The sequence below is a fragment of the Nocardia miyunensis NBRC 108239 genome, assembly GCF_001613065.1.
GTDB lineage: Bacteria > Actinomycetota > Actinomycetes > Mycobacteriales > Mycobacteriaceae > Nocardia > Nocardia miyunensis.
Map to the genome: position 1 here is coordinate 119,086 of NZ_BDBQ01000047.1, position 13,120 is coordinate 132,205.

The 13,120-nt window shown below is 67.4% G+C and carries 12 protein-coding genes and 2 pseudogenes; 9 read left to right on the plus strand and 5 right to left on the minus strand.

Annotation, left to right across the window (positions count from 1 at the left end; translation table 11 throughout):
• Positions 1-184 precede the first annotated feature (184 nt).
• Positions 185-760 (minus strand): type 1 glutamine amidotransferase domain-containing protein, encoded by a 576-nt coding sequence (locus NM2_RS20610; protein ID WP_067671249.1) that lies wholly within the window; start codon positions 758-760, stop codon positions 185-187.
• Between the two features lie 150 nt (positions 761-910).
• Positions 911-2,863 carry an aconitate hydratase gene (locus tag NM2_RS20615; RefSeq protein ID WP_067671122.1) on the minus strand — a complete coding sequence of 651 codons (1,953 nt, stop codon included), beginning with the start codon at positions 2,861-2,863 and terminating at the stop codon, positions 911-913.
• Positions 2,864-2,979: 116 nt separating this feature from the next.
• Between NM2_RS20615 and NM2_RS20620 the strand changes: the two genes are divergently transcribed.
• From NM2_RS20620 to NM2_RS20635, 4 genes are all read left to right on the plus strand, one after another.
• Positions 2,980-3,201, plus strand: coding sequence for a hypothetical protein (locus NM2_RS20620; RefSeq protein WP_084531334.1), 222 nt, complete (start codon positions 2,980-2,982; stop codon positions 3,199-3,201).
• Positions 3,202-3,476: 275 nt separating this feature from the next.
• Positions 3,477-4,292, plus strand: a complete 816-nt coding sequence (locus NM2_RS20625) for a BON domain-containing protein (protein ID WP_067671252.1) — start codon at positions 3,477-3,479, stop codon at positions 4,290-4,292.
• Complete coding sequence (locus NM2_RS20630) at positions 4,292-5,035, plus strand: metallophosphoesterase family protein (RefSeq protein WP_174575656.1); 744 nt, start codon at positions 4,292-4,294, stop codon at positions 5,033-5,035. Before NM2_RS20625 ends, NM2_RS20630 begins: the two co-directional genes overlap by 1 nt.
• A 245-nt stretch (positions 5,036-5,280) precedes the next feature.
• Entirely contained in the window at positions 5,281-6,231 is a 951-nt protein-coding gene (locus NM2_RS20635) for a decaprenyl-phosphate phosphoribosyltransferase (RefSeq protein WP_067671125.1), read from the plus strand.
• A gap of 34 nt (positions 6,232-6,265) precedes the next feature.
• Here the strand turns inward: NM2_RS20635 and NM2_RS51720 are convergent, their stop codons facing one another.
• The 3 genes and pseudogenes from NM2_RS51720 to NM2_RS20645 all read right to left on the minus strand — a co-directional run bounded on the left by NM2_RS51720 (position 6,266) and on the right by NM2_RS20645 (position 7,934).
• Positions 6,266-6,565, minus strand: coding sequence for a hypothetical protein (locus NM2_RS51720; protein ID WP_067671128.1), 300 nt, complete (start codon positions 6,563-6,565; stop codon positions 6,266-6,268).
• A 136-nt stretch (positions 6,566-6,701) separates the two neighbouring features.
• A pseudogene (locus NM2_RS53010) lies at positions 6,702-6,950 on the minus strand (UbiD family decarboxylase); the annotation flags it as partial.
• Positions 6,951-6,976: 26 nt separating this feature from the next.
• Positions 6,977-7,934: pseudogene (locus NM2_RS20645) on the minus strand (alpha/beta hydrolase).
• A gap of 204 nt (positions 7,935-8,138) precedes the next feature.
• Between NM2_RS20645 and NM2_RS20650 the strand changes: the two are divergent.
• The 5 genes from NM2_RS20650 to NM2_RS20670 all read left to right on the plus strand — a co-directional run bounded on the left by NM2_RS20650 (position 8,139) and on the right by NM2_RS20670 (position 13,104).
• Positions 8,139-8,855, plus strand: a complete 717-nt coding sequence (locus NM2_RS20650; RefSeq protein ID WP_067671131.1) for a FadR/GntR family transcriptional regulator — start codon at positions 8,139-8,141, stop codon at positions 8,853-8,855.
• 193 nt (positions 8,856-9,048) lie between these two features.
• Positions 9,049-9,987 (plus strand): helix-turn-helix transcriptional regulator, encoded by a 939-nt coding sequence (locus NM2_RS20655; protein WP_067671134.1) that lies wholly within the window; start codon positions 9,049-9,051, stop codon positions 9,985-9,987.
• A 189-nt stretch (positions 9,988-10,176) separates the two neighbouring features.
• Positions 10,177-11,064, plus strand: coding sequence for an AAA family ATPase (locus NM2_RS20660; RefSeq protein ID WP_067671258.1), 888 nt, complete (start codon positions 10,177-10,179; stop codon positions 11,062-11,064).
• A gap of 1 nt (position 11,065) precedes the next feature.
• Entirely contained in the window at positions 11,066-12,445 is a 1,380-nt protein-coding gene (locus tag NM2_RS20665; protein WP_157121202.1) for a VWA domain-containing protein, read from the plus strand.
• 56 nt (positions 12,446-12,501) lie between these two features.
• Positions 12,502-13,104 carry a hypothetical protein gene (locus tag NM2_RS20670; RefSeq protein ID WP_067671141.1) on the plus strand — a complete coding sequence of 201 codons (603 nt, stop codon included), beginning with the start codon at positions 12,502-12,504 and terminating at the stop codon, positions 13,102-13,104.
• The last annotated feature ends 16 nt before the right edge of the window (positions 13,105-13,120 follow it).

A 13,120-nucleotide genomic window follows, 5' to 3' on the forward strand; every position in this document is an offset into this window, starting at 1 on the left:
ACATCAGAACACTTCCGAATCTACTGCTCGGAAGCATTCCTACGCCTGAAACGTCACAGTTACGGTCTTTTGTGAAGATCGCCACACCTGAAACATTGCGAATTGGTCGCGATTCAGATGACGGCAGTGCGGAGTTCGAGATGAAAGGTGTGTCCGCTCGTCGGGTGTCGTCGGCGTACCGACCTCAGTGCGCGGACATCGCGCCGAAGGTCGCGCCCGCTATCGCCGCCGAGAATGCCTCGAGATCGCCCGGATTGCGTGAGGTGATCAGTGTGCGGCCGTTCTCGGAGGATTCGACCACCTGCTGGTCGGTCCAGTGACCTCCGGCGTTTCGAATGTCCGTTTGCAGGGAGAAGTAGGACGTGAGCGTCTGTTTGTCCACGAGTCCCGCCTCGACCAGCAGCCAGGGACCGTGGCAGATCGCCGCGACCGGTTTGCCGGCGGCGGCGAACGCGCGCACCAATTCCACGGCCTTCGGCTCCACGCGTAGCTTGTCCGCGTTGACGGTGCCGCCTGGGATGACGACCGCGTCGTAATCGTCTGCGGAGGCCGCACTCAGGTCGATGTCCGGGTCGACGGTCACGTCCTTGTCCGTGTCGTGCACGAAGGTCTGCACCCTGGCCTTGCCGGGGGCGGCGTGCACCGCTCGGGCGCCGCGTTCGCGCAGGCGTTGCAACGGCACCAGGAGTTCGTCCCGCTCGACACCGGTGTTCGAGGTGACGACCAGGATATTCGGTGTTCCATTCATGACGTCCTGCATCCGGTCCTCCTCGGGATCGTCGGTATTCCGGTGCCCGATGGGTATCCGGACCCGGAGAAGCCGCGCTCGGGCGGACGCGGCGATCCGGTGTGTCTCATCGATCGCGCTACCCCGTATTCCGGATGACAAACGGCCCGGCGAACGGTGTCCTCACGCGGACCGGGCCAGCCGCGGGATCAGCCCGCCCGCCAGCACATCGCGCACCTGCCGGGACGACAGGCGGTGACGGACGAGGAAAGAGCGCCCCTTGGTCAGATTGCGCACCTCGAGCGTGTCTCGGGCGGGCAGGGAGTCGTGCAGATCATCCAGCAGTAGTTCGTCGCCCTGGTCGATGGCGTCGTAGTCGGCCGGGTCGTCGAATTCGAGTGCCAGGACGCCGAAGTTGGCCAGGTTCTGCCAGTGGATTCGGGCGAAGGACTTCGCGATGACCGCGCGCAGGCCGAGATAGCGCGGGGTGATCGCGGCGTGTTCCCGAGACGAGCCCTGCCCGTAGTTCCCGCCGCCCACCACGATATGTCCGGAGTTCGTGATCTGTTGTGCCCGTTGCGGATACGACGGATCGATCCGGGTGAAGGTGAACGTCGCGAGCTCGGGAATATTGGATCGGAACGGCAGAGCCCGCGCCCCGGCGGGGGAGATCTCGTCGGTGGACACGTCGTCGCCGACCTTCAGCAGCACCGGTGCGCGCAACTGGTCGGGCAGTTCCCCGGACTCGGGCAGGCTGGAGATGTTGGGTCCTTTGACCGGCCGCACCCTTCGCGCGGTCTCCGGGTCCGGCGGGGCGACCAGCATCGCGGTATTGACCGAATGCCGTTGCGGCAGGGCCAGTGCCGGATAGTCGACGTGCTCGGTGCCGGCCCACTCCCGGGGATCGGTGATGACCCCGGTCAGCGCCGACGCGGCCGCGGTCTCGGGCGAACACAGCCACACCGCGTCCTCCTCGGTGCCGGAGCGTCCGGGGAAGTTGCGCGGCATCGTGCGCAGTGAGTTGGCGCCCGTGGCCGGGGCCTGACCCATGCCGATGCACCCCATGCATCCGGCTTGATGGATCCGCGCCCCGCTCGCGACCAGGTCGGTGGTGGCTCCCATCGCCATCAGATCGGACAGGATCTCCCGCGAGGTCGGATTCACATCGAAACTGACCTGCGGCACGCTCTGGCGTCCCGCGACCATGGCCGCGACGATGGCGAAGTCCCGCAGGCCCGGATTGGCGCTGGACCCGATCACCACCTGCGCGATCGGCTCGCCCGCGACCTCACGCACCGGCACGACGTCGCCGGGGGAGCTGGGACGGGCGATGAGCGGCTCGATACCGGCCAGATCGATGGTCTCCCGGATGTCGTACTCGGCGTCGTCGTCGGCGGCCAGTTCGATCCAGTCGTCCTCGCGGTCCTCCGCCCGCAGGAACTCGCGCACCATCTCGTCGCTGGGGAATACCGTTGTGGTCGCGCCCAGTTCGGCCCCCATATTCGCGATGACGTGGCGATCCATCGCCGACAGTCCGGCCAGGCCGGGGCCGTGATATTCGATGATCCTGCCGACTCCGCCGCGCACGCCGTGTCGGCGCAGCATCTCGAGGATCACATCCTTTGCCGAACACCATTGCGGCAGTTCGCCTTCCAGCCGCACACCCCACACCCGCGGCATCCGCAGGCGCAGCGGGTGGCCCGAGATCGCCAGTGCCACTTCCAGTCCGCCCACGCCGATCGCGAGCATGCCCAGCGATCCGGCGGCGGGCGTATGGGAGTCCGAGCCCGCCATGGTCTTTCCCGGCACGCCGAACCGTTGCATGTGGGTCGGATGCGAGACTCCGTTGCCCGGCTTGGAGTACCACAGGCCGAATCGCTGTGCGGCGGTTCGCAGGTACTCGTGGTCCTCGGCGTTCTTCGCGTCGGTCTGCAACAGATTGTGGTCGACGTACTGCACGCTGACCTCCGTGCGGGCCCGATCGAGTTCGAGCGCCTCGAGCTCCTGCATCACCAGGGTGCCGGTGGCGTCCTGGGTGAGGGTCTGATCGATCCGGATCGCGATCTCGGCACCCGGTGTCATCTCGCCGGACATCAGGTGCGATCCGACCAGCTTGTGCGCGAGTGTGGCGCCCATGACTGCCCTTCCTTCATTCCCCGGGGCTGGTACGTCGGCCGGATACCCGATCGGGGTCACCCGAATCGGTATCCGGAGATCGGTGATCAACGCGTTTGCGGGGGTATGGCCGGAATGTGTTGATCAATCCGAACGTCGTATTGCGGCCGGGGCAGAAGGCTCCGGTCGAGGGCGTCTACGCCTGCAATTCCGGTTGCGGACATCGGTGCTGCGCCGATGCGCAGGGGCATGCGCTGCCGGACTTGCCGGAAGGTTGCTGTGGGGACGGATGGCGGCTGCTGCGCAAGGGGCCGCCGACGGACGAGGAGCGCAGGTACGCTCTCCGGGCGTTCGGGTAGGAGGGGGCTGCCCCGTTTGGTGGCCTGCGGGCCGGGTATGGCGATGCCGGGCACGGCACCGTCCCCGCCCCTACTGTCCGGTGTCGTGTCCGCCGTCCGCGGGCCGGAGTCCGCGGTCTCGACCGTTTCGTGCACGCCGCCGCCGTCGTGGACGGTGACGATGGTTCCAACCGGAGTGGACCGAGATGCGGCGGTTGTGCACGGGCTTCATGGATGGTCCGGCACGGATGTGCGACGCGGCGAATAATCCGATACCGGTCGGGTACGGCGCGGATATGCACACAGGGATCGATCAGCTTCTGGATACGGTCACCCGGGTCGCCAACACATTGCGGAGCGAGGAAATTCCGTTCGCGGTCGCGGGAGGATGTGCCGTATACGCCCGGGGTGGCCCGGCGTCGGACCAGGATGTCGACATCTTCATCAAGCCCGCCGACGCGCAGCGCGCCCGGCAGGCGCTGGTGCGAGCCGGTCTTCGCGCGGCCGATCCCCCGGAGGACTGGCTGACCACGGTGTACGACGGAGATACCTTGGTGGACTTGGTCTTTCAGCCCAATCACCGAGCCGTGACCGATGCTCTGCTGGCTCGGGCGAGCACCCTGCCGATCGGCCCGACCGTGGCGCCGGTGATCAGCGCCACCGACCTCGTCATCGACAAACTCATGGTGCTCGACTCGCATCGGCTCGATTTCACCGGGCTGTTGCGGACGGCGCGGGAGTTGCGAGAGCAGGTGGATTGGCCGCGAGTAGCCGAGGAGACCGGGGCCTCGCCCTATGCCCGGGCGTTCCTGGGCCTTCTCGATGATCTGCACATCAGCCGCGACGACGATCCCGCGACCGACGACCTGCTGCCCCAATATCTGGCGGCCAACCTTCGCCGAGTCCTCGCGGAGGACCCGCGGACGGCCGAACTCGGCGTCCAGGTGAGTGTTCGCGACAACGCGGTGGCGCTGGGTGGTGAGGTGAGCAGCACGCGGCGACGCCTGCACATCGAGGAGGTCGTGCGCGAGCAGGCTCCGAAACTTCAGGTGCACAACGACGTTCGCGTGATCACCCCGGACGGCCCGGTGGGTCGCGAACGGCTCGGCTGATGGCGGACAGCATCCGTGTCGCCGCGGTCGGCGACGTTCATCTGGGCACGGAATCGGCCGGATCGCTCGGGCCCGCACTCGCGACCCTGCCGGATCACGCCGACGTGCTGCTGCTGGCCGGGGATCTGACTCGGCACGGCACCCTCGCCGAAGGACGGGTTGTCGCAACCGAATTCGCGGACATCGGCGTACCGGTGGTCGCCGTGCTCGGCAATCACGACCACCACGGTGACGAGCAGGACGACATCGCCGCATTGCTCGGTGATCACGGCATCACCGTGCTGGAGGGCGGCGCCGTGACCGTTCGGGTCGGCGGCCGCACTCTCGGTATCGCGGGGACCAAGGGCTTCGGCGGAGGATTCGCGGGACGCTGCGCCAGCGCCTTCGGTGAGCGCATCATGCGCGAATTCGTTTCGCACAGCGTGGATCTGGCTGATGCGCTGCGCGTCGCACTCGACGGATTGCGGACCGATGTCACGGTGGCGCTGACCCACTACGCCCCGATCGAGGGCACCCTGCACGGCGAGCCGCGGGAGATCTACCCGTTCCTGGGCTCGTATCTGCTCGGCGAGGCGATCGATGCGTGCGGTGCCGATCTGGCGGTGCACGGGCACGCCCACGCCGGAACCGAGCGCGGCATCACCCCGGGCGGGGTCCCGGTGCGCAATGTCGCTCAGCCGGTCATCCATTCGGCTTTCGCGGTGTACGAGCTGCCGGTGCTGGTGCGATCCCGCACCGCCTAGCTCAGCGCTTCACGCGGTAGAGCCGCCAGGTCGCCAATACATGGCCGAAGCGGGATCAGCTCGAGCGAACGCTCATGGGGGTGACGGTGACCGACATTGCCGAAGCTCGAGGCTTCCGCCGCATTACAAGTAATGTCGTTTGCCCGATCAACCAGATGTAGCAATCATTCAGCACTACTCTGAACTCGCCGAGGCAATCGCAGTGCCGACTCGATCCGGCACCGAGAGGCGGGTGGGTGCCGACCATGGGTGAGGATCCGATCGCTGCGGCCGACGCGGGCCGGACCGGTCCGCGAGCACGGCAGACCCTGGCAGTCGGCCTGTTCGCCGCCTTGCGCCCGCGGCAGTGGATCGAGAACGTCCTGGTTCTGGCCGCGCCGCTGGGCGCGGGCCGCAACGCGGTGACCGGTTCGATCGTGATCACCCAGCCGGAAGTGATCGGCCGCACCGCCATCGCGTTCATCGTGTTCTGTCTGGCGGCGTCGGGGATCCACCTGGTCAACGACGCGCTGGACGTGGCGGCCGATCGAGCGCACCCGACCAAACGCTATCGGCCGATCGCCGCCGGAGTGGTCCCGGTGAATCTGGCCTACGCGCTGAGCGCGGTGCTGCTGATCGCGGCCATCGCCCTGTCGTTCGTCGCGTCCTGGCAACTGGCCGTGGTGATCGCGGTGTACGTCGGCATTCAGCTGGCCTACTGTCTGGGCCTGAAACATGAACCGGTACTGGACATCTGCATCGTCTCCTCGGGTTTCCTGTTGCGCGCCGTGGCCGGTGGCGTCGCCGCGGGCATCACCCTGTCGACGTGGTTCCTGCTGGTGATGGCGTTCGGCTCGCTGTTCATGGCGGCGGGCGAGCGCTACGCCGAACTCCAGTTCGCGTTGAACGCCGGGGCCGGAATCCGCCGATCGCTGCAGTACTACACCCCGACCTACCTGCGTTTCGTGTGGACTCTCGCGGCGACCGCGATGGTGGTCTGCTACGGACTGTGGGCCTTCGAGCCCGAACACGACAACGGCATCTGGTTCGCCATATCCGTGGTGCCCTTCACCATCGCCGTTCTGCGATACGCGGTCGACGTGGACGGCGGCGACGCGGGCGAACCCGAAGAAGTGGCTCTACACAGTCGCCGCCTGCGACTGCCGGCCGGGCTGTGGATAGTCACGGTGGCTCTAGCCATCTATCTGAAGAACTGACCGAGGCCCGCGAGGTCGGCCGATCGCGGACGCGTCAGCTTCCGGTCCAGTCGGGGAGGAACTCGGTGACGTCGACGTCGCGGAAGGGCGCGCGGATGAAGCGGTCGCGTAGTTCCCACGGGACGGTGCGGTCGAAGATCGCCTTGGTGGAGATGCCGTGGTCGAAGTTGGTCCACAGGAAGTCCGGATCGGCGGACGGGTCGAGCGGATGGCAGCCGGTGCGGGTGGTGACCGCTGTGACCTTGATGATCGGCAGGGCGGGATTGGCCACGCCGTCGTAGCCGGGGAATTCGGGCATGGCATAACCGGTTTCGGTGTGCTGATCCTCGGCCATTCGAGTTCATCGAAACCGTATGGGGTGGAAGGCGGTTCGAAGGAGATCGCCATGTATTCGACCGGGGAGCGTGCTGCATCGCGTGGAGCATGTGGCGGCCGAGCTGTTTGTCGTCGGCGCCCAGGAACAGGCCGACCCGTTTGCGGGAGGCGAGGACACCGACGATGACGGGAATGTCGTAGCCCTTGACGTTCTCGAACAGCATCGCCGGGCCGACCCTCGTCGGGCGCTGGACGGTCCCTCCCGCACCGACTTTGCGGTACACCCCGGCCAGTTCGGCCTCGGGGTCGACCTCGACGGAGGTCGAGACGAATTGTCCGGCATGCTTTTTCAGAAGTTCGATGCCTTCGCGCAGATCGCGGATGGGGGCTTTCGGCGCGGTGATTCAGCTGAATTCACGGCTTCCGTCCGTCATCGGTGCAGCGCGGCGTGCAGGATGTCCTGGGCGAGTCTGATGGCGGTGCCGGCGGCGTGTGTGGGGCGCAATGCGTTGAGCATCATGAAGTCGTGGATGATGCCGCCGAAGCGGATCTGCGTGACCGCGACACCGGCCTCGCGGAGTTTGGCGGCGTAGGCCTCGCCCTCGTCGCGCAGGACATCGGCTTCACCGGTGATCACCAGGGCGGGCGGCAGGCCGCGGAGTTGGTCGAGCGTGGCGCGCAGCGGGGAGGCGTAGATCTCCGCGCGCTGGGCGTCGTTCTCGGTGTACTGATCCCAGAACCACATCATGCCTTCGCGGGCGAGGTAATAGTGTTCGGCGAACTGGTGATACGAGGCGGTGTCGAAATCGGCGTTGGTGACCGGGTACAGCAGTACCTGCTGGGTCACCCGCACGTCGCCGCGGTCCTTGGCCATCAATGCGAGAACCGCACTCATGTTGCCGCCCACCGAATCTCCCGCGACCGCGAATTTCGAAGAGTCCAAGCCTTTTTCGCCGCCGTGGAGCGAACACCCATTGCGCGGCGGCGTAGTTCTGCTCGATCGCGGTCGGGTACTTGGCCTCGGGTGACAGGTCGTATTCGGGGAACACGACGGCCGCCTCCGCGCCGACCGCGAGTTCGCGGACCAGGCGGTCGTGGGTGTGGGCGTTGCCGAACACCCAGCCCGCGCCGTGGATGTAGAAGATGACCGGGAGCACGCCGGTGGCGCCCGCGGGTTTGACGATGCGGACCCGGACCGAGCCGGTGGGCCCGCCCTCGACGGTGATCCACTCCTCGTCGATGGCGGGTTTGTCGATATCGCCCGATTGCACCTCGTCGACGGCCTTGCGGCCCTCGGCCGGCGGCAGCTGGAACAGGAACGGCGGGGTGTCGGCGTTCTCGGCGAATTCGGCGGCCTCGCGTTCGAGTACCGGCTCGATCTCGGTCATGCGTCTCTCCCTCTGCTGGCGATGCGATTCCTTCGGCGGCGGTCGGCGGATCTACGTGGCAGCGGAATTGCTACGAGTTTGCCAACTCGGATGATAGGCCGTCGCCGAGTCGCTGCGCAGTTCGATCGGTGGTCGAGCCGACCGGGAACCGCGGGAAGATTCCGGTGGTCATCTGTGGAGACAGGTCATTGCTAGACTTTTGACGTGGCATTCAAAGCTGAGCCGATCAGCCGTCCGCGCGAACAGGTTGAGCGGCAGTTGCGTGAGGCGATCATGTCCTCGGAGTTCAAGCCCGGACAGCGCCTTCCGAGCGAGGCTCAGCTCGCCGACGGCTTCAAGGTGAGCCGGGCTACCGTGCGTGAGGCGTTGCGTTCGCTGGCCACCGATGGACTGATCTCGAAACAGCAGGGCGCCTCGGGCGGCAGTTTCGTCGAGGCGGTGGACCACGAGTCGCTCGCCAGCGAGCTCTCGACATCGATGGATACGATCCTCAAGCTCGGTCGAATCACGCACGACGAGGTCGAGAGGGTGCGGGTCATCCTCGAGGTGCCGGGGGCCGAACTCGCGGCGCGCAACCGGACGCGGGCCGACCTCGCCGACCTCGAGCGAATGCTCCAGGCGGGAGCGGTTTCCGAGGGTGTCGGCGTAGGTGATTTCGATGCCGAGTTCCACCGGCGGATCGTGGCCGCGAGCGGGAATCGCGTGCTGCTCGCGCTCTTCACCGCCCTCGTGCGGGTGCTGCGGGGGAGTGGAGCGCTCGAGTACACCGGCGATGCGGAACAGGCCGTGGCCGCGTTCCACGATCAGCACCGTGTCCTGCTCGACGCGATCGCCGCCGGTGATCCGGACGCCGCGGGCAAGGCGATGGCTGAACACATCGTCTACTTCGAGCAATCAGTGCGCGCGGGTGGGCGCGACTAGCGGATACCGCCCCGGCGGGCCGGTCGAGGTCCTGCGTGAGCGGAGTCTTGCGTACCTCGAGCAAATGTCTGACAATCAAACGTCAGATGGCGGCACCCACTCGGGAAGGGGCTGACCGCACGCTACAACCGAAGGTGAATTTCACCCTCCTGGACTGTTCATCTACCTCATACTTCAAAGCGTGGAGGAGCGCATGGAGGCTGTTCTACCGCCGCGACCGCGCATATATTCGATCGACGGGCTCGAGGATCGCGTGCGTCGATGGGAGCGGCACAATGCCGAGTCACTCATCGCGCTCGCCTGCGATGTTCCGGACGAGGGATTCGACGCGCTCGAGGTGAATCTCGAGCTGCCCGAACTCAAACTCGCTTTCGTTCGCGGCACCAGCCACTCCGTCATCCGGGTCGGCACGTTGATCGAGGAGAAGCCGACGGGTTCGATCGCCGTATTCGTCGCGCTGCGCGGTGAGGCAGTGTTCGACAGCACGAGCAGCAAGCGCGTCATCCGGCCGGGCCAGCTGGTCATCTGCGATCCCGACCAGCCGTTCGTGCGGGACTTCGGCCACGGTCTCGAGGAACTCGCGATCACGATCCCGCGGTCGCGGCTCGAGGCGGTCTCCGGTGTCGCCGAGTTGGCCGGGCCGATCGTGGTCGATGCCGGGCGCGGCCACGATCCGTACGGCGGCGCGCTGATTCGCTTGGCCGGGCGGTCGCTGCGCAAGGACGCCGCGGTGCCCGTTCCCGAGGAACTGGTGGTCGAGCTGATCTCGATGCTGGTCGCGGGAGACCGGGCCGATCCCGCGCTGTCCTATCGCGCCGCGGCGAAGATATTCATCGAAGAGAACATCGCCAATCCGGTGCTGAGCGCGGCCGACGTCGCCACCGCCACCGGCATCAGCGAGCGGCACCTGTCCCGGGTGTTCGCCGTGACCGCCCAGAGCGTGCCGCGGTACATCCTGGCCCGTCGTCTCGACACCGCGTACAGCTATCTGACCGGTAGTGACGCCACCGAACTGCGCACGGCCGACGTGGCACAGGCGTGCGGGTTCACGTCCCCGGCGTATTTCTCACAGAGCTTTCACAAGCGTTTCGGCAGAACCGCGGGCGCGGTGCGCCGCACCGGTCCTGCCTGACCGTTCGCATTTCGCCGATTCGACTGGGCGCCAATGGTTCCGGATCCCGCGCGGTCGTCGCGACGGCGCCGGATCGCCGGGCGGCACTCCGCGGTCTCGGCGCGAGACGGGGCGCGGGTAGATGCGCATTTCGGCCAATCACGGTGTCCGCGATAGCCTTCGGGTTCACCTGTGGTGGAGGGTGAGGACATGCCTTTGTTCTCATCGGTCGACGACGCCCGTGACAAGCTCGCCGGCACCGGATATCTCGTGGATACCGAGCTCGCCACCGTTGTATTCCTCGGTGATGCCATGGGCAAGCCGGTCCTGTTGGAAGGACCGGCCGGGACCGGCAAGACCGAGCTGGCCAAGGCCGTCGCCGAGAGCACCGGCGCGACCCTGATTCGATTGCAGTGCTACGAGGGCCTGGACGAGGCTCGAGCGCTGTACGAGTGGAATTACCGCAAACAGTTGCTCCGGATCCAGGCGTCCCAGGCCGGGACCGAGGACGGTGCCGCGTGGAATGAGTTGCACGACAACATCTTCGGCGAGGAGTTCCTGCTCGAGCGTCCGCTGCTCGCGGCGATCCGCCACGAAGGCCCGGTGGTGTTGCTCATCGACGAGACCGACAAGGTCGACGTCGAGGTCGAGGGCCTGCTGCTCGAACTGCTCAGTGATTTCCAGGTGACCATTCCCGAACTCGGCACGATCGCTGCGGCGCAGCGGCCCTTCGTGGTGCTGACGTCGAACTCGACGCGCGAGTTGTCCGAGGCGCTCAAGCGCCGGTGCCTGCACGCCCAGGTGGAGTACCCGGAGGCGGCGCGCGAGCGGGCGATCGTGCGCAGCCGTGTCCCCACGGTGACCGAGCAGCTCGCCGAGCAGATCGTCAAGGCGGTACGTGCCATGCGGTCGCTCGACCTGCGCAAGCCGCCGAGCGTGGCCGAGACGATCGACTGGGCGCGGGCGGTGGAGGCCCTGGGCCACCACGACCTCACCGACGCGGTGGCGGGCCAGACGCTCGGCGTCGTGATCAAGAACGATCCGGACAAGGTGAAGGCGCGCGAGCAACTGCGGCTTCCCGGTCCGTCGGTGGCGTGAGTTGACCGGGTCGGAACCGGACCGGCCGCGAATGGGCGACGCGGCCCCCATCCTGCTCATCGCGCTCGTGAAGCGGTTGCGGGCCGGAGGTATGCCGGTGTCGACGAGTGAACTGCTCGATGCTCACAGCGCGTTGGTGCACATGGACCTGACCAGCCGGTCGCAGGTCCGCAGCGCGTTGCGCGCGACGCTCGTCAAGGATGTCGGTCACGAGGTTCTCTTCCGGCGCTCGTTCGGCGCGATCTTCCCGCGGCCGCGCAGTCAGCGGCCGGAATCGACGCCCGGCGGCGCGACCGTTTCGAGCGCGGCATCCGAGGAGCAGGAGCTGCTGGACTCGGTCGTGCGAGCCCTGCGTGACGGCGACGAGGGCGATATCGAGCACGTGCTCGAAGAGGTCATCGACAAGTTCGGCGGCGATGCCGAGGACGGCCGCTCGGCGGGCCATCACGCGCAACGAATGCTGCGCCGGATGAACGTGCCCGATCTGTACCGTCGCTATCTCGAGACCGCGCAGGACGAGCCCGGCCTCGACAGGTCCGTGACCGCCACCGAGGCGCGCACCGCCGTGGAGCAGCTCGGTCGCCGGTTGCAAGACCAGTTCTCCGGCCGGCTTCGGGAGGGCGACGGCGTCGCGCTTCAGCAGCTCGAGGACGTCCAGGACCGGGCGCTGCTGCGCGCCGGGGCGGACGAGCTGGTCGCGATGCGGATGGCCATCCGGCCGTTGGCTCGCCGGCTCGCGGCCAAGCTGGGCGCCCAGCGACGTCGCGGCGGCTCGGGCCTGGACATGCGCCGCACGATCCGGTCATCCATGGGCACCGGCGGCGTCCCGGTCCGGCCGGTACTGCGGCGACGCCGTCCGACCAAACCGGACCTGGTCGTGCTGTGCGACGTGTCGGGTTCCACGGCGCAGTTCGCCCCGTTCATGTTGACTCTGCTGCACGCGGTGCACGAGGAGTTCCGGCGCGTGCGGTCGTTCGTCTTCATCGACGGCGTGGTCGAGATAACCGATGTCCTCGAGCGCAATCCGGGAGTGCTCGACCCGCACCACCTGCTGTCCAAGCACGGACTGGTGGCCAAGGACGGGCGCAGCGACTACGCCCGCGCGCTGACGACGTTCCTCGCGACATGGGGTGAGGCCGTCACCGCCAAGACCACCGTCATCATCGCCGGGGACGCGCGCTCGCACAATCGTGAGCCGGCCACCTCGATCGTCGCCGAACTCGGCCATCGGGCCCGGCGGTTGTACTGGCTCAACCCCGAGCCCCGCCGCGAGTGGGACACGTTGGACTCGCTGGCGAGCGATTATGGCGCGCATTGCACCGACGCCTTCGAGGTCGCCACGATCCGCCAGCTCACCGCCGCGGTCACCCGCATCGTATGACCCTGTGCCGCAGGCTTTTCCGGCCTGCGCGGGCTTCGAGAATTCACGGAGGACACATGACCCGACAATTGCTGAGCCTGGCCATCACCCTGCCGCCCGGCCTGCCCGCCGACCGCGCGGTGACCATCGCGGCGATGGCCGGGCGGCTCGGCTTCTCCGCCGTGCACCTGCACGACGCCGCCGAGATCGGCGAGCTGGACCAGCTGGTGGCCGCCGCTGACCCGGCGCTCGTCGTCATCGGATTCCCAACGGACGCAACAGGTTTGGTTCGGGAGAATGATCCGGGTGCGGTCAGCGCGGTTCGCGCGGAGATGGACGCGTCCGAGGTGACCCGCCCGCTGCTCGTCGCGGTGCCGATCTCGATCGGCCGGACCATGAGCGAGGCGGCCGCTCGCGCCGACCTCGAACCGCGCTTCGCGCAGCGTCATCCGCGCGATGCCGGGATCTTCGGCACCTTCGAACAGGCGCAGGAGCAGGTGCTGGCGCTGGCCCGGGCGGGCGCGGACGGTCTCGTCCTGGATGTGCCGCTCTCGCGTGACGTCGCCGACGTCCTCGCCCAGATCCGTGCCCTGGTCGTCGGGGCCACGCCGGAGTTGGTGAACGCTCCGGCCGGGACCGGTAAGACCCCGCCGCCCAGAACCACGTTCTACGGCGAGTAGGTGCGAGCCGGCGGAA